Here is a 22807-nt window from a genome sequence, read left to right as displayed (position 1 = left end):
TCGGTGGTGCGGAGCACCACAGGCGCAGGACCATGTCCTGCCGCTCACTGCGTTCGCTGCCCCTTTATATTTTCAGTCCTTGCACTCGCCGGGTGAAACGGCAGCATGATCGCTTTCACCGTAAGCGCCCCCTAACGACCGACATGCAACGCGAACGCCCCTTCATCCTCTTCGGCCTGAGCGAAGACCGCACCAGTTGGAAAGGCGTGGCGGCGCTGGCCCTGATCTTTTTCGGGGCGATGGTCTTTGCCGCTGTGGTGAGCCCGCTGATCTACTTTGCGGTCAAGGCCTGGGCGACCTCCTCTCCCGACACTATCCCCGGATGGCTCTCCTCCCGGATGGCTCCGGAGGATTTCCCGCGGTACTTTGACCGCGTACGCTGGCTGCCCGTCGTGCTGCTGCTGCCGTGGCTGTTTCGGTGGACGGGTCTGTTTTCTTTTCGGCGGCTGGGCTACACCGAGCCAAAGCGGGGGCTGCTGCCGCTGGCCACGTGGTGGCTGGCTGGCATGCTGATGCTCGGTGCGGTCGCCCTCGTGCAGTGGGCCGTGGTCGGTGCTCGCGTCAGCGACCAGTTTAGCACCGGCTATCTGCTGGAGAAGCTCGCCCTCGGGCTGGTGGCGGGACTGGTCGTCGCCCTGCTGGAGGAGATGCTCTTTCGCGGGTTGATTTTCCGGCTCTTTTATACTGCCCTGCGGCCCGGCCCTGCCGTTGCGCTGGCGGCGCTGTTTTTCGCCTACGTCCACTTCAAGCATGTCTCCTGGCCGGAGGGTCAGGGCGTGCACTGGTGGAGCGGCTTCGAGGTCTGCTGGCAGGTCGCTGTCGGGTTTATTCTGGAGCCGGACTGGTGGAAGTTCGCCAACCTCTTCGCAGCCGGAGCCTTTCTGAACCTGCTGTTTCTGCGCAGCGGGACGCTGTGGCCCTGCGTCGGCGTCCACGCGGGATGGGTCTGCTTCCGGGCCGTGTACACGAAGTTCATCGAGATTCCCGTCGGGGAAGCCAAGTGGCTGTGGGGCTCACAGACCATGCTCGACGGGCTGCTGCCCCTGCTGCCGCTGGCCGCGCTGTGTGCATGGGCGATACTTGCCCCCCGTAAATCCTCTCTCCCTGAATCATGAAAGCCATTTTCAAACAGCTGTGGGTGCTCACGCGTGAACTTCACACCGGAGCCTGGCGCACCTTCAAGCGCCGCTGGCCGTGGTTTCTGGTCGGGCTCGTTGTCACCCTGGGCGCAGTCGCGCTGATCCTGCCCCACGACAAAGCCTGGCTGAGCGACATCCGCCAGCCCGAGTACATTACCACGACCGATCCGTGGACCTTTACCCCCATCCAGAAGGTGGCACGCGCGCTCAGCTACTGGGGCGATTTTTTCAAGATCAACGTCATCGTCTTCGTGATCGGCCTGCCGCTGGCGATCATCTTTAAAAGCAAACGCTGGCAACGCATCATGCTCGTTGTCTTCTTCGCGGCCCTGTGGGGCGGCATCGCCGTCAACGTCCTGCGTCCGGCCTTCGGACGCCCCCGCCCGAGTGAAAACGTGCCCGACGGCATGTACCTGCTGGAGTTCAAGCACGGGTACCACAGCTTCCCCTCCGGGCACACGACAACGGCCTTTGCCAGTGCGACCGCGGTCACCTTTGTCTGCCCACCGGCGGGGCTGATCGCCTACCCGGTAGCCGGTGGCATCTCATGGTCACGCATGCAGCTCAACCGTCACCACCCCGCCGACATCGTAGGCGGTATCGGCCTGGGTGTAGCCTTCGGAGTGGTCTTCGGGGCAGCCTACCGCAAGACACGCAAGACGAAGTCGTAAGCCCTCAGCCACAGAAGCGCTCGACACACACTGCGTGCAGCGGTGGGTAATCGTTGCGCGGCAGCGAACGGTTTACTCCGTCTCCGAAGAGGTGCTTGCCTTAGCCTCCGGACGCAGGATGATCAGCTCGATCCAGGACATGCGCGCGAAGTTGATCCCGCGCATATAGAGGGCATCCTCGGGAGCGAACCCAAGCTTGTCCCAGTCGGCTTCGTAGTCCTTACCGGCGACCAATGGCTGCCCGATCAGGGTCTTGGCAAAGTCCTCCAGACGCCATTCGCGGACAAGTCCGATCGTCCCGGTGGGCTGCATGGCCTCTTCGCGGAACGCCTCCTCGGTCAGGATTTGGTCAACGCTGCCGTACTCTTTCCAGCGTTTCAGGGCGGCAGGCGGTTTCGTATCGTCATCTACCGGTACGATCTTGTCGTTGAGATAACTTTCCCCGCTATAAAAGACGAGGCTCGGCTCCTGATAGATGACGGCGCGCCACTGGGTGTCCGCCGGGGCTTGGGCAAAGACCTGAGTCAAGCCCGGTGCCGGTGCCGCCGCCCGCAGCCCGATGGCCATGGCGTGCGTACCAATCCAGATTGCGAAGAGCGCGAAGACCATCTGTCCGATACTGGGCTTGCGGAAGCTGAAACCGATCCCCAGCAGACCCAGCCAGACGACGGCTGCCCCTGCCAGCACCAGCCGCAGCGGAGCAGCGGGGCCGAAAAATTTCTGGGAAAACAGCACGTAGGCGATGGCTGCCAGTACGATCAGCCAGATACCGTTTACGCACCAGTAGAAGATTTTCTCCCCACGGCCGGTCTTGAAGGCATTTTGCGCCGGGCTGAAGAGCAGCAGGAAAAACGCCGCGAAGCCCGGCATCGTGTAGTGCGGCAACTGCGTGGCATAAAAAGTGAAGATGATAAAGGGCGCGACAAGCCAGCTCAGCAGGTAGGCCGCCCGTCCGTCCCAGTTACGACGGACCTTGACCACGCCCCACCAGGCAAAGGCCACCCACGGCATCAGGCTGATAAAGGCGGTCAGCGGGTAATAAAAAGGCAATGTGAGGCGGTCGTTAAAGGATTTGAAGCCCCGCTCGACGACGTGCTCGCCCATGCCCTTGTCCCAAAACAGGCCATGCGTCTCCATCAGCGCGGGAATCCCCCACAGGCCGATGACGACGAGAAAAATCAGCGATCCGGTCACGTAGTGCAGGCGCCCCCACTTTTGTTTGTGGCCACGCCAGAACACCCAGCGCCACAGCAGCCAGGCCAGCAGTGGCACAAAGAACACGATCGGCCCCTTGGCTAGAAAGCCCATCGCCATCCCCAGCCACAGCATCCAAAACCACCCGGCGGCGAAGTGCCTTCGCTGGCATTGATGGGGGACGGCTCCCCCATCGCTCACTGCGTTCGCTGCCCCCTCTTTGATGCTTTCGCTCGCATCCGGGGTCGCCCCCTCTTTCTTCTCTATGTCCGTGACCTTCCGGGGGTAGGAGCCTTTTGGCTCCATAGGGGCGGAGCCCCTCATCAAAAGTTCCCAGGCAGCCCACTGGACGAGGATAACCGCGAGCACCATGGGCATGTCCGCGACGGACATGCGCGAGTGGATCATGACCTGCAAGCAGGTCAGCCAGCCGAGCCCGGCCAGCAGCCCCGCGCGGGCATCATAGAGGCGCGTCCCGAAGCCAAAGATCGCCAGTGCGCACAGGTAGCCCGCGAGCATGGAGTGCAGACGGGCGGCAAACTCGGTCGTCCCGAAGATCCAGTAGTTGACGCGCATCCACCAGTAGGTCAGCGGCGGCTTGTCGAAGCGGTACTCGCCGTTGAAATACGGGATCACCCACTGGTCGGTCTGCATCATCTCGATCGTAGCCTCGGCAAAGCGTGGCTCGTCGCGGTCAATCAGCGGGAGGGTGGCCGTGCCCCCGGTCAGGGTCAGTGCGGCGATGACGAGTAACAGCAGCCAGGCCCAGCGTTTCAGGAAGGCTTCGTCGGCGAATTTGCGGATAAACTTTTTCAAGGGGATAAAAACGCGCATGCTCACCCATCCCCGCGCAAACTTCCAGCAAAAAGGCATGCTGTCAGCCCGCCTGCTGCCCAGCAGCACACCCGACCCCCGAAGAGCAGTCTTTCAATGCCGCTACTGAACGAGTTTTTGGCCTTTGACCTTGCTTCGACGCAGGCCCTCAGGCTGGATGGATACTTACCCAATTAACGCTATGTTCGCACGCGCATCCACCACCCGCACTGCCTTTAAAACCTGCCTGGTCGGCCTCTTTATCGCTCTGGCCTCTCCGGCACTCTTCGCCGAGGTCATCCCCGCCAACGATCCGGGCTTCACCTACTATGGCCGCGTGGACGCCGGTGACCCGCAGGCCCCCGCCATCATGTGGTCGGGCACCTATGTGGAGTTTGGCGTAGAGGACGCCTCCTCGCTGAGGCTGATCCTCGACGACAGCAAGGGGCAGAATTACTTCGACGTCATCGTCAACGGCGACGAAGCGAACATGCAGGTCATCGACTGCGTCAAAGGCAAGCACAGCTACGAGGTCAACCTCCCGACTACCACCAGCCGCGTCACGGTCTTTAAGCGCACCGAGTACACGCAGGGCACGACCCTCTTTGAGGGCATCGACCTGCCCGAAGGCGCCAAGATGCTACCCCCTGCCCCGGCCCCCTCCCGGCGCATCGAGTTCTTTGGCGACTCCATCACCTGCGGCATGGGTAACCTCGCCCCCGATAATGCCAAGGACGGTAATATCGATGAGAAGGACAACTACCTGGCCTACGGGGCCATGACAGCCCGTAATCTTGACGCCGACTACCGCTGTATTTCCCGCAGCGGCATTGGCATCATCAAGAGCTGGTACCCGCTCGTCATGCCCGAGCTCTACAACCGGCTCGACCCGAACGACCCGTCCAGCCGCTGGGACTTCACCCAGTGGACCCCCGACGTCGTCGTGATCAACCTTTTCCAGAACGACAGCTGGCTGCTCGCCCGCATGGAGCCGGGCACAGCCCCCGGCCCCGAGGCCATTGTCCAGGCGTACAAGGACTTCGTCGGCTCCATTCGCAAGGAGTACCCGCAGGCCCACATCGTCTGCGCGCTGGGCTCGATGGATGCCACCCGCGAGGGTAGCCCCTGGCCCGGCTACATCGAGGAGGCGGTGGCCCAGATGAATGCCGCCGGGGATAAAAACGTCTCGGTCTGCTTCTTCCCCTTCGATGGCTTCAGCAAGCACCCGCGCGTCAAGCACCACCACCGTAACGCGGAGATCCTCACCGACCACATCCGCCAGCAAACCGGCTGGTAACGGCGGGCGGGTTGCACCCGCTGGCAATGATGGGGCCCTGCCCCATCGCTCACTGCGTTCGCTGCCCCGACGGGGCATTGGCCTTGGACACGTGATCGCTGACACGATGCGCAGCATCGAAAGTGCAACCCGGCACGCGCGGCAAATTTTTTGTTGGCAGGGGTGCGGGGGCTGGCCGATACTCGCGGGCTTTTAATCGACTATGGCCAAAGCTGCGAAAGAGACCCCGATGATGCAGCAGTACTGGCGCTACCGGGAGGAGATTCCCGAGGATGCGCTGCTACTGTTTCGGCTGGGGGATTTTTATGAGATGTTCCATGGCGACGCCGAGGAGGGCGCACGCCTGCTGGGTATCACCCTGACCAAGCGCAGCAACTACCCGATGGCCGGCATCCCCTACCACGCCAAGGACTCGTACCTGCCCAAGCTGCTGGCCGCGGGCAAGAAGGTCGCCATCGTCGACCAGATCGAGACGCCCCAGCCCGGTAAGCTCGTCAAGCGCGCCCTGACGCAGATTCTCACTCCCGGCACGCTGCTGGAGGAAAACCAGCTCGACGCCCACAAGAACCACTACCTGCTCGCGCTCACCTCGACGAAGAAGGGCTTTCACGCCGCATGGCTCGACCTTTCGACGGGTGACTTTCAGCTCGCCAGTGACGAGGACCCGCGCCGTCTGCTCCCGATTTTCAACGCGATAGACCCGCGCGAGATTGTCCTGCCGGAAACGATTTCACCCGGCTGGGCGCACCGCGAGGACTTGCAGGACTGGCACGAGCAGTTCGACCGTTTCTGTCTGGAACACCCCGTCACCTACGTGCCCGACTACCAGTTTGAGGGCGAAGACGGCGCGCGCGTCGTCATCCAGACTCTCGGCGTGCACAATCTCGCTGGCTTCGGGCTGGATAAGAGCCACCCGGCGCTTGGCGCGGCAGGGGCACTCGTCACCTACGCTACGGACAATCTCTGCTCGACGCCGCAGAACCTGCGCCGCATCCGCGAGTACCGCAGCGGTGGCACGCTGCTGCTCGACCCGGCTACGATGCGCAATCTGGAGGTCTTCAAATCCGCCCAGGGCACCCGCAAGGGCTCGCTGCTGGGCGCGATGGACCGCACCGTGACCGCCGCTGGAGCCCGCCTGCTGGAGCAGTGGCTGGCCGCCCCCATTCTTGATCTGGAGGAACTTTCGCGCCGCCAGTTAAGCGTACAGGCCTTTATGGAGGCCCCCGGCGTAGCCGCCCAGCTCCAGGAAAGCCTCAAGCAGGTGCGCGACATTGCCCGCATCCTCGGCCGCCTCCAGAACCGCCTCCGCAACCCGCGCGAGCTGGGTGGCGTCCGCGATACGCTGGATCAGCTCCCCTCCATCCGCGAGTATCTTTCCAAGCTCGACGCGGACTCCCCCGCTGCCGCCCTGCGTGAGGCCGTCGGCTCCTTTGACGAGCTGCGCAGCTTTCTTTCAGTTTCCCTCAACGACGAGCTACCCGGTAACCTCTCCGACGGCGGCATTGTCCGCAATGGCTTCGATGCCGAGCTGGACCGCCTGCGCGGCCTGACCACCGACAACAAGACCTGGATCAGCGACCTCGAACGCGGCGAGCAGGAAAAGACCGGGATCAAGAACCTCAAGGTCAAGTACAACGGCGCTTTCGGGTACTTCATCGAGGTGACCAAGTCCAACCTCGGCAACGTGCCCGAGCACTATATCCGCCGGCAGACGATGGTCAACGCCGAGCGCTTTGTGACCGAGGAGCTGCGCCAGAAGGAGAAAGAAATCGTCCACGCCGAGGAGAAGGCACTCGCCCGCGAGGAGGAGCTTTTCAAGGAAGTCGTTGAGCGCATCCTGGAGGAGTCCGACGCGCTGGCCGCCACCGGCCTCGCCCTGGCCGAGATCGACCTGTTCGTCGGCTGGGCGCAGCTCGCGCGCGAGTGGGACTACTGCCGTCCCGAGCTGGACGAGGGCGACCTGCTGGACATCAAGCAGGGACGCCACCCCGTCGTCGAGCAGATGCTCAAGGCCGACCTGCGCGGCTTTGCCACGACCCAGAGCTTTGTCCCCAACGATACCCGCCTCTCCGCCTCCGAGGAGCAGATCGGCCTCATCACCGGCCCCAATATGGCCGGTAAGTCCACCTTTATTCGCCAGGTCTCGCTCATCGCACTCATGGCGCAGGTCGGCTCATGGGTGCCCGCTGCCTCCTGCAAGCTGGGGCTGGTGGACCGCGTGTTTTCCCGCGTCGGCGCCAGTGACGAGCTGGCCCGCGGCAACTCGACCTTCATGGTCGAGATGAACGAGACGGCCAACATCCTCAATAACGCTACCGCCCGCAGCCTGATCATCCTGGACGAGATCGGCCGCGGCACCAGCACCTATGACGGGCTCAGCATTGCCTGGGCCGTGATCGAGTTCCTCCACGGCGAGGGCGAGGAAGGCCCGCGCACGCTTTTTGCCACGCACTACCACGAGATCACGCAGCTGGAGCGCACCCTGCCCCGCCTGCGCAACTACTCGGTCTCGGTCAAGGAGTGGGCCGACGAGATCCGCTTCCTGCATACCGTGGTCGAGGGCGCAGCCGACCGCAGCTACGGCATCCAGGTCGCCCGGCTGGCCGGACTGCCGGACAAGGTCATCGGACGCGCCCGCACCATCCTCTCCGAGCTGGAGGCCGAGGGTAACACCCTCCAGCAGTCCCTGCGTGAGCCGAGCTCACCGCCCAAGCCCAGCAAAAGCCCCAAAGCCCGCCGCAAGTCTCCCCCACCCGAAACGGATGAACCCGGTGGCGGACAGCTCGACCTGTTCTAGGTTTTTCGGGAGTGATGCGCGGTGGCAGGAACTGCGCAGCACCCATCAGCACCAGTCGCCCGTGCTTGCATATAAGTGAAAACACCTTATTAGTCGCAACTTATGAAAGCTCTGCTCGCACTGGCCCTCTTGGTAAACTTCTCTCCGCTCGATGAGTCGCGGATGACGCAGTACTCGACCATCGACGCCTTTCTCGCGGGCACCTACAACGGCGAGCTGACGGTCGGCGAACTGAAGAAGATGGGCGACTTCGGGCTGGGTACATTTAACCAGGTCGATGGCGAGCTGTTCATGCTCGACGGGGAGGTCACGCACATCCGCGCCCTCGGTAACCCCGTGCCCGCAACCGACGACATGAAGATTCCCTTTGTCGCGGTGTGTAACTTCGACTCTGGAAAGTCTGCCAAGCTGGAAGGCCCCTCCGAGGGCGAGGCGGTCCGCAAAATGATTGAGGACCGGATGTTTAAGATCAAGAACACCATCTACGCGATCAAGATCGAGGGCACCTTCGCCGAGCTCAAGGCCCGTGTCCCGCGTAAGCTGAGCGATCCCTCCGCTTCGATCAGTGAGATCACTGAGACTCAGTCGATGTTTACCTGGGATAATGTTGAGGGGACGATGATCGGCTTCTGGTGCCCCAAGTACATCGAGGGCATCAACGTCAGTGGCTGGCATATGCATTTTCTGTCCAAGGATAAAACCCGCGGTGGCCACGTGCTGGATTTTAAGATTGGCACGATCAACGTCTCTGTGATGGAGCTCATGGGCTTCGATGTCATTCTGCCGCGTGAGCCCGCCTTTTACCAGGCCGACCTGAGTCTGGACCGGGCCGAAATCCGTACGAAGATCGAGGAGTACCAGGGCGTCCCGCACCACCACCCGTGATTGCACCGGCTACGCTTTAAAGACCTGAGAAAGCTTGCCCCGGTCGCATGTGCCGGTTTGCCTAGCGCCTGTGAATCCCTCTCCCGATCCCGACTCCGTACGCCGCTGGCTGCTCGACCTGCAGGAGCGTATCTGCACCGCGCTTGAGGCCGAGGACGGCAGCGCGCATTTTCAGACAGATGTCTGGGAGCGCCCGGAAGGCGGCGGCGGGCAGTCCCGCGTGCTGGCCGAGGGACCGGTGCTGGAAAAAGCCGGGGTCAACTTCTCCGACGTGCGCGGGAAGACGCTCCCCGGATCAGCCACCGAGCGCCGCCCTGCCCTGGCCGGTAAGCCCTTTCGCGCCATGGGGATCTCGCTCGTGGTTCACCCGCGTAATCCCTACGCCCCCACCTCGCACATGAACGTGCGCTTCCTCAGCGCCGGTCAGCCCGACGAGGAGCCCGTGTGGTGGTTCGGAGGGGGCTTTGACCTGACGCCTCACTATGGGTTTACCGAGGATGCCCAGCACTGGCACCAGTGTGCCCGTGACGCCTGCGAGCCTTTCGGCCAGGGGCTCTACACGACCTTCAAAGACTGGTGCGACCGCTACTTTTATATCAAGCACCGGGGCGAGACCCGCGGCATCGGAGGGCTCTTCTTTGACGACTATAACGAGGCCGGCTTTGAGCGCAGCTTCGACTTTGCCAAAGCTGTCGGAGAAGGCTACCTGACCGCCTATATCCCGATCCTCGCCCGCCGCAAAGAGACGCCCTACACCGCACGCGAACGCACCTGGCAGCTCATCCGCCGGGGCCGCTACGCGGAGTTTAACCTCGTCTATGATCGCGGCACACACTTCGGGCTCCAGTCCGGCGGCCGCACTGAGTCGATCCTCATGTCCCTGCCCCCGCAGGTCCGCTGGGAGTATGACCACCGCCCCGAGCCCGGCTCCCCCGAGGCCGACCTGGTGGAGAACTTCCTCAAGCCCCGCGACTGGCTGGCTGTCTAAAAGACCTCTCTGTCTTCTCAAACAAAAGCACACATGATTTTATGCTTTTAACCACAAAGGACGCAAAGAGCGCAAAGGGTTACTGCAGTCGAATAGCTACACAGTTTTCTTTGCGTTCTTAGCGCTCTTAGCGGTTAAAATATTTATATCCCTATTGTATTCTTTTCCCCGATAAACATGACTTCCCGTGAAAGATTTCTAGCCGCCGTGCGTGGTGATGTCCTTGATCGCCCGCCGATGTGGCTGATGCGCCAGGCCGGGCGCTACCTGCCCGAGTACCGCGCCCTGAAGGAGAAGCACGACTTTCTCACCCTGGCCAAGACCCCCGAGCTGGCCACGGAGGTCACGCTCCAGCCGATCCGGCGCTACGGCTTTGACGCGGCCATTATTTTCTCGGACATCCTCGTCATCCCCGAGGCCATGGGCCAGCCCTACCACTTTCGTGATCAGGGCGGCATCGGCATGGACTACGCACTGGAGACCGCCGCGCAGATCGAGGCCCTCACCCCCGAGGCCGTGCGCGAGCACCTGGACTACGTCCCTCAGGCCCTTCGCCTCACCCGGCGAGAGCTGGGCGAGCAGCACGCGCTGCTGGGCTTCGGGGGCTCGCCGTGGACACTCGCCGCGTACATGGTTCAGGGCGGCTCTGCCGAGGGCTTCCCGCGCCTGCTGGCATTTTTAAAGGAAGAGCCTGCGCTGTTCGCGCTGCTGATGAAAAAGCTCTGCGCCGCCCTCGGTGAGTACTTCCGCATGCAGATCGAGGCAGGAGTTGACGCCATTCAGATCTTTGACAGCTGGGCTGCCATCGCGCCCGAGGACAGCTACGAGGACGTATCGATAAAATGGATACGACGCCTGATCGAAAGCCTGCCTAAGGACTTCCCCGTCGTCCTCTACGCCAAGGGCCGCGCGCACGAGCGCGAGGCGCTGCTCTCCAGCGGCGCACGCGTGCTGAGTCTGGACTGGACCGTGGACCTGCCGCGCTACCGCGAGGGCTTGCAGAGTCCTCCCGCCCTCCAGGGCAACCTCGATCCGGCCATCCTCGACACCACACCTGAGGCGACCGTGGACGCCGTCACCGAGCTGCTTACATCCATGCGCGACCAGGGTGGCTACATATTTAATCTCGGACACGGCATCCACCCGCAGGCAAAGGTTGAAAACGTGGCCGCACTGGTCGAGACTGTTAAGAACTTCTCATGAATCCAACCGCTTTTCCCGCCGACGACCTGATCGCCAAATACAACCGGCCAGGCCCGCGCTATACCTCCTACCCGCCCGCCACACATTTCTCGGCGGAGGTGCCACAGGAGAGCCTGCTGGAGGAAGTCCGCGCCGGGGAGGGCCCGCTCTCGCTCTACCTGCATCTGCCTTTCTGCGAGAGCCTGTGCTGGTTCTGTGGCTGCCACACGATCACCACGACGAATCATGATCGCGCCGACGCCTATATTGACGAGCTGGAAAAGGAGATCGCGCTCTTCACACCCCTGCTCAAGCCCGGCCGCCGGGCCGCACAGCTACACTTCGGCGGCGGCACGCCAAACTTTTTCACCCCCGCGCAGCTTGACCGGCTCGGCACGCTGCTGAGGCAGCATTTCACCTTTGAGGAGCAGGCCGAGTGCAGCGTAGAGCTGGACCCGCGCCGTCTCACCCGCGAGCACGTCGAGGCATTCGCGCGTATGGGCGTGCGTCGAGCCTCCTTTGGCGTGCAGGACTGCGACCCGCAGGTGCAGGAGGCGATCCACCGCATCCAGTCCCCGGAGACGAACCGCCAGTGCGTCGCCTTTCTGCGCGAGACGGGGTTTACCTCGCTCAACATCGACCTCGTCTATGGCCTGCCGCGCCAGAGTCCCGATTCCTTTAAAAAGACCCTCGACGAGGTGCTCGCACTGGAGCCGGAGCGCTTCGCGATCTTTAACTACGCGCACGTGCCCTGGATCAAGCCCGCCCAGAAGATCCTCGAAAAGGCCGGGCTACCCACACCGCAGACCAAGCTCGCCCTGCTGCGCCTGATCGTGGAGACGCTGACCGAGGCCGGTTACGTTTACATCGGCATGGACCACTTCGCCCGCGCTGACGACGAGCTGGCCGTGGCCCAGCGTGCGGGCACACTTCAGCGGAACTTCCAGGGCTACAGCACACGGGCCGGACTGGACATCTGCGGGTTTGGCATCTCATCTATTTCGCAGACCGCCGACAGCTACCGCCAGAACGTCAAAGCCCTCGACGACTACCGGGCACATCTGGCCGAGGGGAAACTGCCGCTGGAGCGCGGCTACATCCTGACCGGTGAGGACAAACTGCGCCGCGAGGTCATCACCCGCCTGATGTGCGACATGGCCCTGGACTTCACCGCCATCAGTGAACGCCACGGTATCGACTTTCGGGAGAAGTTTGCTCCCGCCCTGCGCGAGCTGGACACGATGGCTGCAGACGGACTCGTGGAGCTTCAGCCCACGGGCCTGCGCGTGACCGATACAGGCCGCTTCTTTATCCGTAACCTCGCCATGTGCTTTGACCCGGCAATCCAGAGCAACGAGAACCGCTACTCAAAAACCGTCTAGCAGAGCATTTCCGCTGATCGGCGTAAGGCGAGGCTTCCCATCGGGCGGAACTTTGACTAAAGTTCTGCGCCTATGAAGTCAGCCGTTGTCATCGGAGCCGGGATCACCGGCCTCTCCGCCGCCGTCAGTCTGAAGAAAGCCGGATACGACGTGCGCGTGCTGGAGAAAAACGACCATACCGGTGGATGTGTCCACACGGTCCGCAAAGACGGCTACCTGGTCGAGACCGGCCCGAACTCAATCATGGTCAAGGATATCCAGACCGCGATGTTTATGGGTGAGATCGGGCTGGCCGATGAGCTGATGCTGCCCGGTAACGCTGCGAAGAACCGCTACATCTGCAAAGACGGCGAACTGGTCCCCGCCCCTGCCGGCCCCATGAAGGCCATCAAGACCCCTCTGCTCTCGGCCGGTGCCAAGCTCCGCGTCCTGAAGGAACCCTTTGTGAAGAAGCCTGCCAACCTGACCGAGGAGTCGCTGGCCAGCTTCGTCCAGCGTCGCCTTGGCCCGGAGGTCCTGGACTTTGTGGCCGAGCCGATGGTGTCCGGTATCTACGCGGGCGACCCAAAGCGCCTCTCCGCGAAGCACGCCTTTCCGAAGATTCACGAAATAGAGCACCAGTATGGCTCGCTGATCAAAGGAGCTTTTAAGGCCATGAAGAACAAGCCCGCGGGAAGCTTTCGTCCGATTATGGGCACTTTTCGCAACGGGATGCAGAGCCTGACCGACAAGCTGGCTGCCCAACTCGGCGAGGGGCTCACCCTCAATGCCACGGTGACAGGGATCGCCCGGCAGGACCGCTGGGAAGTCAGCTGGGAGGTCAACGGCGAGCAACACAGTACGGGGGCGGATGCCCTCATCATCGCCGTGCCCGCCTACGCCGTTCGCGACCTGCCCCTGCCGGAGCCTTTGCGCGAGACCCTTTACGACCTGCACGAGATCCCCTACCCGCCTCTGGCCTCGCTCTCGCTGGGCTACCGCCGCGAGCAGGTCCAGCACCCGCTGGACGGCTTCGGGGCGCTCGTCCCCGGCGTAGAGGGCCGCAAGCTGCTTGGCGTGCTCTTCCCCTCGTCCATGTATGCCGACCGCGCTCCCGAGGGGCATGTGCTGCTGACGGCCTTTATCGGTGGTATGCGCCAGCCTGCGCTGGCCACGCTGAGCGAGGAGGAGCACCTGGAGATCGCCAAGGCCGACCTGGCGACCCTGATCGGGGCCAGCGGGGATCCGGCCTTCGTCCAGCGCACCCTCTGGCGCAAGGCCATCCCGCAGTACAATGTCGGGCACGGAGACTTTCTGGCCATGATCGAAAAGGCCGAAGCCGAAAACCCTGGCCTGCACCTGTGCGGGAACTACCGGGGCGGCATCGCGGTCGGTCAATGCCTCGCCAACGGCCTCAAGCTGGGGCAAGACATTGCCAAGGGTCAGTAAGCCACCGCGTTCAGGGCGACGGGCAAGGGTTAAGAGCTGTGCTCGGCCGGGGCTTCGCTGGTCTGGATGGCGTGCCCCTCGATCAGCGCAAGGGCGGTCTTACCACGGGCGCGCTCAAGGATGCGGCCAAACGTCGCGCGCGAAATCCCCATGCGGGCACCCGCCTCCTCGTGGTGGAGCCGCTCGACATCTGCCAGCCGCAGCGCCTCCAGCTCATCCGGCTCCAGCACGACCATCTGCAGCTCGCAGGTGGGCACGCCGCGCGGCTTGAAGACCGTAGCCGTGAGCTCGCAGCGGATGCAGCGTTGTTTCTTCGGGCGCATGGCTGGGAAAAGATCGACTGATGAAAATCACCGCAAGCATAAGTTAATCGCTTGACGGGAGCATGGGGCGCAGTTATGAGCATATACCCACAACTAGCAAGTTTAAAGCCATGAACATCTGTTTGCCGGTCCTCGAAAACAACGGTCTGCTCAGCACGGTTTCGCCGCACTTTGGTCAGGCTCCCGCCCACCTCGTCGTCAGCGACGCCGGTGACATCATCCAATTCTGCGAAAAGTCGAGCTGCGAGCACGGCGAGTGCACGCCGGTTGATGTGATCAGCCAGCACAATATCCAGGCGGTCGTCTGCCAGGGGCTCGGACGCGGGGCGTTCTTCCGCCTGCGCGAGCTGGGCGTCGAGGTCTTTCAGACCGCGTGCGAGACCGTTGATGAGGCCTTGGCCGCCTTCAACGCCCGCGAGCTGGCCCATATGGGCGAGGATGGCCTGTGCCATGGCCACCACGACGAGGGCAGCGACCACTGCCACTGATCCCCTTCCCCACGGTTTCCCCTTCGCTCTCTGCCATGCCCGACATCCGCGCCATCATGGGGTTTTGGATAAACCTCCCAGCCCGCTGCGCCGAAGCCTACGCGGGCCGCAGCGTTACCTTTGAACTGGCATGAAAACGACCATCGACTGCTTCAGCTGTTTCATTCGTCAGGGGCTGCATGCCTCCCGGCTGGCTGGCGCTGACGAAAAGCAGCAGGACCTGGTCGTGCGGGCAGTGATGGGCCACCTGCTGGCCGGGGACCCGGATGACTCCCCGATCGCACTGGCGCGCGCTGTGCAGCGCATCGTGCACGAGATCACGGGCCAACCGGACCCCTACGGGGCGCTCAAACAGCACAGTAATGCCCAGGCTGCGGCCTGGGTTGAGAAACTCCACGCGCACAAGCAGAAGGGGTCAATGGACCCGCTGGAGCACGCCGTCCGGCTCGCCGTGGCCGGTAACATCATCGACTATGGCCCGCAGGCCCCCTTTGACCTCGGCGCCACGCTCGAGCGCTGCCTGAAGCAGCCCTTTGCCATCAACGACTTACCCCTCTTACGCGAGCGTCTCGGCACGGCGTGCACCCTCGCCTATCTGGCCGATAACGCCGGGGAAATCGTGTTCGACCGCCTGCTGCTGACGCAGCTGCTCGATCAGAGCGGGTTGGAGAAGATTCTCTTTGTCGTTCGTGAGGAAGCCTTTCTGAACGATGCGCTCGCCGCCGACGCCGATATCGTCGGCATCCAAGAGCTCGACAGGGTGGAAATCCTGCAAATGGGGCCGGGGAAGCCCCCCTCCAGCGCAGCCAGCTACCCGGTCTGGGAGCAGATCAACCAGTGCGACATCCGTCTGGCCAAGGGCCAGGCAAACGCCGAATGCTTTGACCAGGAGCCCGATTTCTTCCTCCTTTTTATGGTCAAATGCGAGATGATCGCGCATGCTCTGGTGGAAAATGGGCACCCTAAAGTGCGGCTTGGCGATATCGTCATAACGCATACGGGAGTTGACAGCGCCTAAAGATTGGCATCACTCCTGCATAAGAATCCCCGCTCGCCATTCAGGCGGACGGCTTTTTTTATGAATCCGCCATACCGGGTCCCAACCCGGTGCGTTTATATATCCTCATGAGGTTAAGCTTGAGCATCCTGCTGGGTCTTTGCGCCCTGCACAGCGTCCATGCCTTTGAAAGGCGCGAAATCAATCTGGAATATGTCACGGGAATTGCCCGTGACCTGGCTGCCAAGCCCTATACCAGCCCTTCTGATGCTTTACCGCAGGAGCTGGTCGCTCTGGACTTCGATGAGTACCGGAAAATCCGCTTCAACAAGGATAAGGCGCTCTGGAAAACCGCCGGGCTGCCCTTTCAGGTCGATTTCTTTCACAACGGGTACATCTACCCGGAGACCGTGCAGATCAATGAGTACAGCGATACGCACTCCCAGCAGATCCCCTACGTGAAGGATTTTTTTAATTTCGAGCTGACCGGGGTCAACCCCGACGAGTGGGACCTGCAGGGCTATGCCGGGCTGCGCATTCGCACCCCGCTCAACAAGCCGGACGTCTTCGACGATGTGCTTGTCTTTCAGGGGGCCTCCTACCTCCGTGCCCTAGGCCGGGATCAGTACTATGGGATCTCAGCCCGTGGTATCGCCGTCGGGACGGGCGGTGATAACGAGGAATTCCCGCGCTTCAGCCGGTTCTGGCTGAAAAAACCCGCCCCCGACGCCCGTTCGCTGGAAATCCTTGCCCTGCTGGAGGGCCCTAGCGTGACCGGTGCCTATCGCTTTTACCTCACGCCCGGCGAGAATACCCAGATCGAGGTCACGGCCCGTATTTTTCGCCGTCAGGATGCCCGCGGAGATATTTACTTCGCACCGCTCACGAGCATGTTCTGGTACGGCGAAGCCCGTGACCAGCTCATCGGCGACTGGCGGCCGGAGGTCCACGACTCAGACGGCCTCCTGATCAACGACGGGACGAGCTGGATCTGGCGCCCCCTCACAAACTACCCCGGTAACCACCTGACCGTCTTTCCCACAGAGAAGCTACACGGCTTCGGACTGCTCCAGCGCGACCGGCTCTTCGCTAATTACCAGGATCTGAGCGAGCATTATCATGAGCGTCCCTCGGCCTGGGTCCAGACCCAGGGCACATGGCCCAAGGGCGATGTCGTGCTCTTCGAATTCCATCAGGATACCGAGACCGTTGATAACATGGTGGCGTTCTTCCGTCCCACGGAGGAGCCTAAGCCCGGCGTCCCCTACGAGCTCAACTACTGGCTGAACTTCCAGTTTGCCGACCCGGACACCAAGCTCCAGAAAATCGAGGCCACCCGGATCGGCGACTCCTGGCACCACGCCGATGCCGAAACCTTCATCCTCGACATCAGCGCACCGGATAAATTCAAGCCCGTGGAGATCCGCGACCTGACCGCACGCCTGAGTGCTGACGGGGCCGAGATCGTGCAACAGCCCCACATCATGTATAACCCGGAGACGACCGGCCTGCGCGTACACTTCGACCTGCGCGCGCTCCCGCAAACCGAGCTGGCCGACCTGCAGCTCCAGCTCTGGCGTGGCGACCAGCCGCTGAGTGAAATGTGGATCTATCAATGGCGCCCCTAGAGCATCCGTCCGCAGATTTAGCCCGCTGGGACCGCGCCTACCGTAAAGTCGCGCTGCTGCTGCGTGCGTACCAGGTAGAGAACGCCTACGTACGCCACGAGCTGGCACGAGACATCGTGCACGAGGCCCTAGCAGGTGCCCCCGACGCTCAGGAGCCGGAGGCTCTGGCGGTGGAAAAACTGCGCGAACGCGTCACCATCTGGCTGAAGCGACTCAATGACGCCACCGACGAAAGCAGCCGCAACGGCTACTCAACCGCCCGTATGTTGACCATCGTACAGGCCGCGCGGATCATTCCTCGCTGGCCCGAGGCTTTCCTGAGTCATGATGACTTTGCGCCCGAGCTGCTTCAGGCTGTGCGCGAGGCAGGCATCATCGGCGTCCCCAACCTGCACCGCACCAGCGTCGGTGTGCCCCAGATTCAGTTTGATACGGTGAGCGACGTTGCCGAGGGCACACGCCGCCTGTTCCAGAACTCGCTCCTGCGCATGTTTACCTTTTCCGCCATCGTGGCCGCAGGGATCGTAACCGTCATTTACCTGGCCCGATGAGCGACGAAGCACAACCCGTCTCGACGACGCCCAGTGGGGGTTTCGCCCGCCAGGTGCTCTTTGGCCTGCACATTCTGCTGACCCTGATCGCTGGCACGATTTACTGGGATCTGCTCAACCGGGTCGGCTTCACCGCCACCAGCTTTCTCATGCTGGTGCTGTTTGTCATATTGTTCGCGCATGTCGCCTTCGGGTTTGTGCAGCCACTGGTCGGGCTGTTTATGGTGCTGCGCCGGGACGACCCTCACCGCATCACCCGTACCATCGACCTCGACCGGGACCCTGCGACGATCAAGCTCACCAGCCGCACGGCGTTGATCTTCCCCATCTACAATGAGGACCCGGAGCGTTTCTTCGCGGGAGTCGAGACCGTTTACAAACACTTGAAAGAGCTTGGCCAGATCGAGCACTACGACGTGTTTGTGCTCAGCGACTCGACCGACGCCGATAACTGGATCGCCGAGGAAATCGCCTGGAACGAAACCGCCCTGCGCCTCGGTGCCCACGGCAAGCTTTTCTACCGCCGCCGCCGTAACAACATCAACCAGAAGTCCGGCAACGTGGCCGACTTCTGCCGCCGCTGGGCCGGGAACTACGACTACATGCTCTGCTTCGATGCGGACAGCCTGATGAGCGCCACCTGCATTGTCCGCATGACCGAGATGATGGAGCGCAACGAGCAGGTCGGCATCCTCCAGACCATGCCCGGTCTCTTCAACGGGAAGACCCTCCTGGCGCGGCTCCAGCAGTTCACCAACCGCGTACACGGCCTGCTCTCCGGGGCCGGGCTCAATGCCTGGCAGCAGGACTACGGCAACTACTGGGGCCATAACGCCATCATCCGCCTGAAACCTTTTCTGAAGTACTGCACGCTGCCGGAGCTGCCGGGCGTCGAGCCGCTGGGAGGGCGCGTCCTCAGCCACGACTTCGTGGAGGCCGTGCTCATGCACAAGGCCGGGTTTGAGGTATGGCTCGGCTACGACATGGAGGGCAGCTACGAGGAGATGCCCCCCACCCTCATCGACATGGCCAAGCGCGACCGCCGCTGGTGTCAGGGAAATCTCCAGCATGCCTGGCTGGTGCTCTTCGGGCGCATCCCCCACCGCAGCCGCATTCACATGATCAACGGCATCCTCGGCTATATCGCCTCGCCGCTGTGGCTGCTGTTTCTCGGACTCGCAACGCTCGGCACCTACCGCTGGGTCGGCAGCGAGCTCACCCTCGTCCCCCGCGCCAGTCTCTTCTCCTGGATGCCGGAATCCCTCTCCGACCAGGGCCTCATCCTGCTCGGCATGACCGGGCTGATGATCTTTGGCCCCAAGGCCATGACCCTGATCTGGCTGGCGGCAAAACCTCGGCAGGCAAAACGCTTCGGGGGCTGGTTCAGGGCGGCGGGCTCCGTTGCCATCGAGGTCTTTTTCTTCACGCTGATCGCTCCGTCGATGATGCTCTTTCACAGTGGGTTCGTGCTCACGATCCTGCTCGGGCAAAAGGTAAAATGGTCCACGCAGGTGCGGGACAGTGCAGACGGCACACCCTGGCGCGAAGCCATCGCAGCTCAGGGTGGCCACGTCGTCGTGGGTATCCTCTGGGGCATCCTGACCTGGACCATCAGCCCGATTCTTTTCTGGTGGATGAGTCCGGTCCTGCTGGGTTGGCTACTGGCCGTGCCCTTATCGGTCTACACCAGCCGGGAGACCGCTGGACGGTGGTTCCGCAAGCGCGGCCTGCTGCTCAGCCCCGAGGAGACAGACCCGCCGCACGAGATCCGCGACCTGCTCACCCGCTGCGAGGAGGACGCCCCCCTCCCCGCCTCGATGGAGCGCTTTGAGGACATCGGGCTGCTCGGTGTCGTACTGGACCCGTACATTAACGCCCTGCACGGCCTGCTCATGCGCGAGAAGTCACAGCCTGACCCATGCGCCCGCAAGGCACTACAGGCGCTGGAGCACAAGCTGCTTCAAGAGGGCGCGGAAGCCCTCACGAATAACGAAAAGATGCGGCTGCTGCTCGACTACGAGTCCACGCTCCGCCTCCACAAGCTGGTCTGGTCGCGCCCCAACCACGAGCTGAGCCCCTGGTGGCAAGAGGCCAGCCGCAGCTATACCTACCGCATGCTTTTCCATCAGCGTACGGAGTAAGAGTCGCTGCCCCCCTGGAGAGGCTTCGGCCATAGCTGAGAGGCCTCATTGAGCTTGGCGCTTTCGCGAGCGGAGTGGCTATGCATGCCCGTATCCATTATTGAATACATCGGGTGATACGATCGTATCAACGTCACAAACGCCATGATCGTCCCCCGGCCCTGACTACGGGCTCACCTTCCGTGCGTTTGGGAGCTTTCCCCCACGTCGGAGTGTTTTTCCTGTCACAACGATGACGGGCGGGTGGATTTCGTGCCAGCACAGACACGTTAGCCATGATATTTTAACGCAAAACGCATACAACATTAACGCAAAGCGAATGCATTAGTAGCATGTTACGGATATACTTCACCCATGCTGGCGCAAGGCTGCGACGGCAGGAAACACCTATCATTCCTTCAACCCACATTGGTGAATCATGTACACTAAACAGCTACTCATCGGACTCCTCCTGTCTGCTTCCGCCCTGCAGGCAGAGGTCGGTCTCGACTGGATCGGCGGAGACAACTCCGTCCACGTCGAATACAACTACTACAGCCTCTTCAACTCGTCAGATTCGGCACAGGCCGACGTCTACGAAGTTGTAGACTATAATGGCAACACCGTCGACGGGGGCGTGGCCGGGATGGACGCTCCCGACCTCGTCTCGCTCAACGGCAACACCGCCCGCTACAGTGACTCGGACGGCAACTGGCTCGAAACCACCTCCAACTATGACCTGAGCATCTGGATGCCGGCCATCTCCGGCTACGAGACCCAGCTCTTCAGCGTGCAGATCTGCTACTTCGCCGACCTCGGTGACTCCGAGTGGCGCCAGAACTACGACCTAGGTCTGGAGCTGTACTACAGCGACAGCAGCGAGTCGAGCATCATCAGCGCGATCAGCAGAAGCAGCCTCTACGACGTGGAGACGGACATGATCATCGAGTCCTTCACCTTCACGGTGGAAAACTCTGCCGACGGTATCTTTATCGACATCGGCGCTGATCCGGGGCTGTCGGTTAATAACGCCTCCTACATCTCCTGGATCGAGGTGGACTCCGCCTCCTACGATGCCGTCCCCGAGCCCTCGACCTACGGCATCCTCGCCGGTCTCGCCGCGCTGGCCCTCGTCGCCTATCGCCGCCGACGCACCCTCCGCTAAGCTATCATCTTTAGTTCGCTGTTAGAACTATATCCATACGAATACCATCAACACTGTTAGTCATATCATGAAAAAATTCTTCCAATCCTGCGCGTTTGCCGGCCTGACCGCTGCCCTCGCGTTTTCCGCTACGAGCTTGCAGGCTCGCCCCAGCCGCGAGACCGTCGGCGCCAAGTATGTCATCTTCCTCATCGGTGACGGCATGGCCTCCGTCCAGATCCAGGCTGCCGAGGCCTACCTCGTCGCCCTCAATGGCGGTGATGCCAACATCGCTACCGACGTTGACCAGCCGCAGAATCGCCTGAACATGAACCTGCTGCCCGTCGCCGGGATCAACACCACCTACGCCACGGACCGCTTCATCACGGACTCCGCCGCTGCCGGTACCGCTCTGGCCACCGGATCAAAGACCCTCGTCGGCACCATCGGTAAGGACTCCAGCCTGAGCACCAACTTCAAGAGTGTCGCCGAGCTTGCCCAGGAAAAGGGCTACAAGGTCGGTGTCGTCTCCAGCGTCTCGCTCGACCACGCCACTCCCGGCGCCTTCTACGCCAACGTGGACTCCCGTAATTCGTATGAACTGGTCGCTGTGCAGGCTGCCCAGTCCGGCTTCAACTTCTTCGGCGGTGGCGGCTGGAAGCGCGCTTCCAACAACGCCTACCCCACGGCCTTCCCGGCCATGGAAGGTGACACGCTGAACGAAATGTTTGAAGTCGCCGGCTACTCCATGCTCAACGACACCGCCTCCATCCGCGCCCTCAAGACCACTCCGCAGGACATGGTCGTGTGCACGGTGCCGGTGCTCCAGAGCAGCTCCGCCATGCCCTACGAAATCGACCGCGCCGAGGACGCCATCTCCCTCGCCGAGATGACCGAAATCGCCATCGACTGCCTCTATGACAATAACAATAGCGGCTTCTTCCTGATGGTCGAAGGCGGCAAGATCGACTGGGCCTGTCACGCCAATGACGCCATGGGCACGATCGGCGACACGATCGACTTCGACAACGCCGTGGGCAAGGCTATCGCCTTCTACAACGAGCACCCGAACGAAACCCTCATCGTCGTCACCGGTGACCACGAAACCGGCGGCCTGACCATCGGCTTCTCCGGCCGTGGCTACGAAACGACCTTCGCGAACCTGCTCAACCAGCAGATGTCGTACGAAGCCTTCACCGGCGCCGTCTACGCCTACAAAGCCAACATGAACTTCGGTGAAACCTACGACGCGGGATCCACCAACATGGACGACACGATCAAGACCCTGATCGCCGATAACTTCGGCATCGTCTATGACAGCCTCAGCGACTACCGCAAGGAACGCCTCGAAGACGCCTTTGACCGCAGCATGAGCGGCGCCCCGGTGAACGAAACCAGCGCCCCCTCCGGCTACACTGGCGGCACCAACAGCGTCGACTACCTGTACTACGGCGGCTACGACGCCCTCACGATGGAAGTCTGCCACCAGTTCGGACAGGACACCGGCCTGGGCTGGACCACGTACTCCCACACCGCTGTGCCGATCCCGGTCATGGCCATGGGTTACGACGAGTACCGCTTCAACGGCTTCTATGACAACACGGACATCGCCAAGAGCATCGCCGCCGCCATGCGTGTGAGCGAAACCCTCCCGGCCTCCGCTGAGTAATCTGCCCGCCTGCTACTGAATCCAAACTCTGAGGCGTGGCCGGCTCTTCCGGTCACGCCTCTTTTTCTCCACCAAGATGTAACCCAAGGGGTATTTTCAGACCGCCCTTTT

At 62.1% G+C, this 22807-nt stretch carries 18 protein-coding genes; 16 read left to right on the top strand and 2 right to left on the bottom strand.

From position 1 onward, the window contains the following. The first annotated feature begins 143 nt into the window (after window positions 1-143). Window positions 144-1115: a CPBP family intramembrane glutamic endopeptidase gene (locus tag K0V07_RS11310; RefSeq protein ID WP_220621500.1), complete on the top strand. Its 972-nt coding sequence runs from the start codon at window positions 144-146 to the stop codon at window positions 1113-1115. Continuing rightward, window positions 1112-1810: a phosphatase PAP2 family protein gene (locus K0V07_RS11305; protein WP_220621499.1), complete on the top strand. Its 699-nt coding sequence runs from the start codon at window positions 1112-1114 to the stop codon at window positions 1808-1810. Before K0V07_RS11310 ends, K0V07_RS11305 begins: the two co-directional genes overlap by 4 nt. Before the next feature lie 72 nt (window positions 1811-1882). Here K0V07_RS11305 and K0V07_RS11300 read toward each other — a convergent pair whose 3' ends face one another. Continuing rightward, window positions 1883-3820, bottom strand: a complete 1938-nt coding sequence (locus K0V07_RS11300; protein WP_220621498.1) for a glycosyltransferase family 39 protein — start codon at window positions 3818-3820, stop codon at window positions 1883-1885. Window positions 3821-4019: 199 nt separating this feature from the next. On the opposite strand from K0V07_RS11300, the gene K0V07_RS11295 reads away from it, so the two are divergent. The 7 genes from K0V07_RS11295 to hemG all read left to right on the top strand — a co-directional run bounded on the left by K0V07_RS11295 (window position 4020) and on the right by hemG (window position 13776). Further along, window positions 4020-5114: an SGNH/GDSL hydrolase family protein gene (locus K0V07_RS11295; RefSeq protein WP_220621497.1), complete on the top strand. Its 1095-nt coding sequence runs from the start codon at window positions 4020-4022 to the stop codon at window positions 5112-5114. Between the two features lie 202 nt (window positions 5115-5316). Next, entirely contained in the window at window positions 5317-7911 is a 2595-nt protein-coding gene (gene mutS / locus K0V07_RS11290) for a DNA mismatch repair protein MutS (RefSeq protein WP_220621496.1), read from the top strand. Between the two features lie 102 nt (window positions 7912-8013). Beyond that, complete coding sequence (gene budA, locus K0V07_RS11285) at window positions 8014-8796, top strand: acetolactate decarboxylase (protein WP_220621495.1); 783 nt, start codon at window positions 8014-8016, stop codon at window positions 8794-8796. A gap of 70 nt (window positions 8797-8866) precedes the next feature. Beyond that, complete coding sequence (gene hemF / locus K0V07_RS11280; RefSeq protein ID WP_220621494.1) at window positions 8867-9784, top strand: oxygen-dependent coproporphyrinogen oxidase; 918 nt, start codon at window positions 8867-8869, stop codon at window positions 9782-9784. 177 nt (window positions 9785-9961) lie between these two features. After that, window positions 9962-10987 carry a uroporphyrinogen decarboxylase gene (gene hemE, locus K0V07_RS11275; RefSeq protein WP_220621493.1) on the top strand — a complete coding sequence of 342 codons (1026 nt, stop codon included), beginning with the start codon at window positions 9962-9964 and terminating at the stop codon, window positions 10985-10987. Next, window positions 10984-12348 (top strand): oxygen-independent coproporphyrinogen III oxidase, encoded by a 1365-nt coding sequence (gene hemN, locus K0V07_RS11270; protein WP_220621492.1) that lies wholly within the window; start codon window positions 10984-10986, stop codon window positions 12346-12348. Before hemE ends, hemN begins: the two co-directional genes overlap by 4 nt. Window positions 12349-12420: 72 nt before the next feature. Next, window positions 12421-13776 (top strand): protoporphyrinogen oxidase, encoded by a 1356-nt coding sequence (gene hemG / locus K0V07_RS11265; RefSeq protein ID WP_220621491.1) that lies wholly within the window; start codon window positions 12421-12423, stop codon window positions 13774-13776. 29 nt (window positions 13777-13805) lie between these two features. Here the strand turns inward: hemG and K0V07_RS11260 are convergent, their stop codons facing one another. Beyond that, window positions 13806-14099, bottom strand: a complete 294-nt coding sequence (locus K0V07_RS11260) for a DUF134 domain-containing protein (RefSeq protein WP_220621490.1) — start codon at window positions 14097-14099, stop codon at window positions 13806-13808. Window positions 14100-14209: 110 nt separating this feature from the next. Between K0V07_RS11260 and K0V07_RS11255 the strand changes: the two genes are divergently transcribed. From K0V07_RS11255 to K0V07_RS11225, 7 genes are all read left to right on the top strand, one after another. Then, window positions 14210-14587, top strand: coding sequence for a NifB/NifX family molybdenum-iron cluster-binding protein (locus tag K0V07_RS11255; protein WP_220621489.1), 378 nt, complete (start codon window positions 14210-14212; stop codon window positions 14585-14587). Window positions 14588-14717: 130 nt separating this feature from the next. Then, window positions 14718-15605 carry an ARMT1-like domain-containing protein gene (locus K0V07_RS11250; protein WP_220621488.1) on the top strand — a complete coding sequence of 296 codons (888 nt, stop codon included), beginning with the start codon at window positions 14718-14720 and terminating at the stop codon, window positions 15603-15605. A 107-nt stretch (window positions 15606-15712) separates the two neighbouring features. After that, the gene (locus K0V07_RS11245; protein WP_220621487.1) at window positions 15713-17212 is read left to right on the top strand and encodes a glucan biosynthesis protein G; all 1500 of its coding nucleotides are present in this window, start codon (window positions 15713-15715) and stop codon (window positions 17210-17212) included. Continuing rightward, entirely contained in the window at window positions 17200-17763 is a 564-nt protein-coding gene (locus K0V07_RS11240) for a hypothetical protein (protein ID WP_220621486.1), read from the top strand. Before K0V07_RS11245 ends, K0V07_RS11240 begins: the two co-directional genes overlap by 13 nt. Further along, window positions 17760-19904 carry a glucans biosynthesis glucosyltransferase MdoH gene (mdoH, locus tag K0V07_RS11235; RefSeq protein WP_220621485.1) on the top strand — a complete coding sequence of 715 codons (2145 nt, stop codon included), beginning with the start codon at window positions 17760-17762 and terminating at the stop codon, window positions 19902-19904. The genes K0V07_RS11240 and mdoH overlap by 4 nt, the downstream gene beginning before the upstream one ends. A gap of 418 nt (window positions 19905-20322) precedes the next feature. After that, a complete protein-coding gene (locus K0V07_RS11230) occupies window positions 20323-21048 on the top strand; it encodes a PEP-CTERM sorting domain-containing protein (RefSeq protein ID WP_220621484.1) in 726 nt (241 codons plus the stop codon). Between the two features lie 67 nt (window positions 21049-21115). Continuing rightward, window positions 21116-22696: an alkaline phosphatase gene (locus K0V07_RS11225; RefSeq protein WP_220621483.1), complete on the top strand. Its 1581-nt coding sequence runs from the start codon at window positions 21116-21118 to the stop codon at window positions 22694-22696. The last annotated feature ends 111 nt before the right edge of the window (window positions 22697-22807 follow it).

The organism is Ruficoccus sp. ZRK36, assembly GCF_019603315.1.
Classification (GTDB): Bacteria; Verrucomicrobiota; Verrucomicrobiia; order Opitutales; family Cerasicoccaceae; genus Ruficoccus.
The sequence above is the reverse complement of the archived record's forward strand: the minus strand, read 5'-3'. Positions and strand labels throughout refer to the sequence as shown.

Coding starts and splice junctions, on each gene's coding strand:
- K0V07_RS11305 (WP_220621499.1), top strand. CDS start 1,112: ATGAAAGCCATTTTCAAACAGCTGTGGGTGCTCACGCGTGAACTTCAC.
- K0V07_RS11295 (WP_220621497.1), top strand. CDS start 4,020: ATGTTCGCACGCGCATCCACCACCCGCACTGCCTTTAAAACCTGCCTG.
- mutS (WP_220621496.1), top strand. CDS start 5,317: ATGGCCAAAGCTGCGAAAGAGACCCCGATGATGCAGCAGTACTGGCGC.
- hemG (WP_220621491.1), top strand. CDS start 12,421: ATGAAGTCAGCCGTTGTCATCGGAGCCGGGATCACCGGCCTCTCCGCC.
- K0V07_RS11225 (WP_220621483.1), top strand. CDS start 21,116: ATGAAAAAATTCTTCCAATCCTGCGCGTTTGCCGGCCTGACCGCTGCC.
- budA (WP_220621495.1), top strand. CDS start 8,014: ATGAAAGCTCTGCTCGCACTGGCCCTCTTGGTAAACTTCTCTCCGCTC.
- hemE (WP_220621493.1), top strand. CDS start 9,962: ATGACTTCCCGTGAAAGATTTCTAGCCGCCGTGCGTGGTGATGTCCTT.
- K0V07_RS11310 (WP_220621500.1), top strand. CDS start 144: ATGCAACGCGAACGCCCCTTCATCCTCTTCGGCCTGAGCGAAGACCGC.
- K0V07_RS11250 (WP_220621488.1), top strand. CDS start 14,718: ATGAAAACGACCATCGACTGCTTCAGCTGTTTCATTCGTCAGGGGCTG.
- K0V07_RS11255 (WP_220621489.1), top strand. CDS start 14,210: ATGAACATCTGTTTGCCGGTCCTCGAAAACAACGGTCTGCTCAGCACG.
- K0V07_RS11260 (WP_220621490.1), bottom strand. CDS start 14,099: ATGCGCCCGAAGAAACAACGCTGCATCCGCTGCGAGCTCACGGCTACG.
- hemN (WP_220621492.1), top strand. CDS start 10,984: ATGAATCCAACCGCTTTTCCCGCCGACGACCTGATCGCCAAATACAAC.
- K0V07_RS11240 (WP_220621486.1), top strand. CDS start 17,200: ATGGCGCCCCTAGAGCATCCGTCCGCAGATTTAGCCCGCTGGGACCGC.
- mdoH (WP_220621485.1), top strand. CDS start 17,760: ATGAGCGACGAAGCACAACCCGTCTCGACGACGCCCAGTGGGGGTTTC.
- K0V07_RS11245 (WP_220621487.1), top strand. CDS start 15,713: ATGAGGTTAAGCTTGAGCATCCTGCTGGGTCTTTGCGCCCTGCACAGC.
- K0V07_RS11230 (WP_220621484.1), top strand. CDS start 20,323: ATGTACACTAAACAGCTACTCATCGGACTCCTCCTGTCTGCTTCCGCC.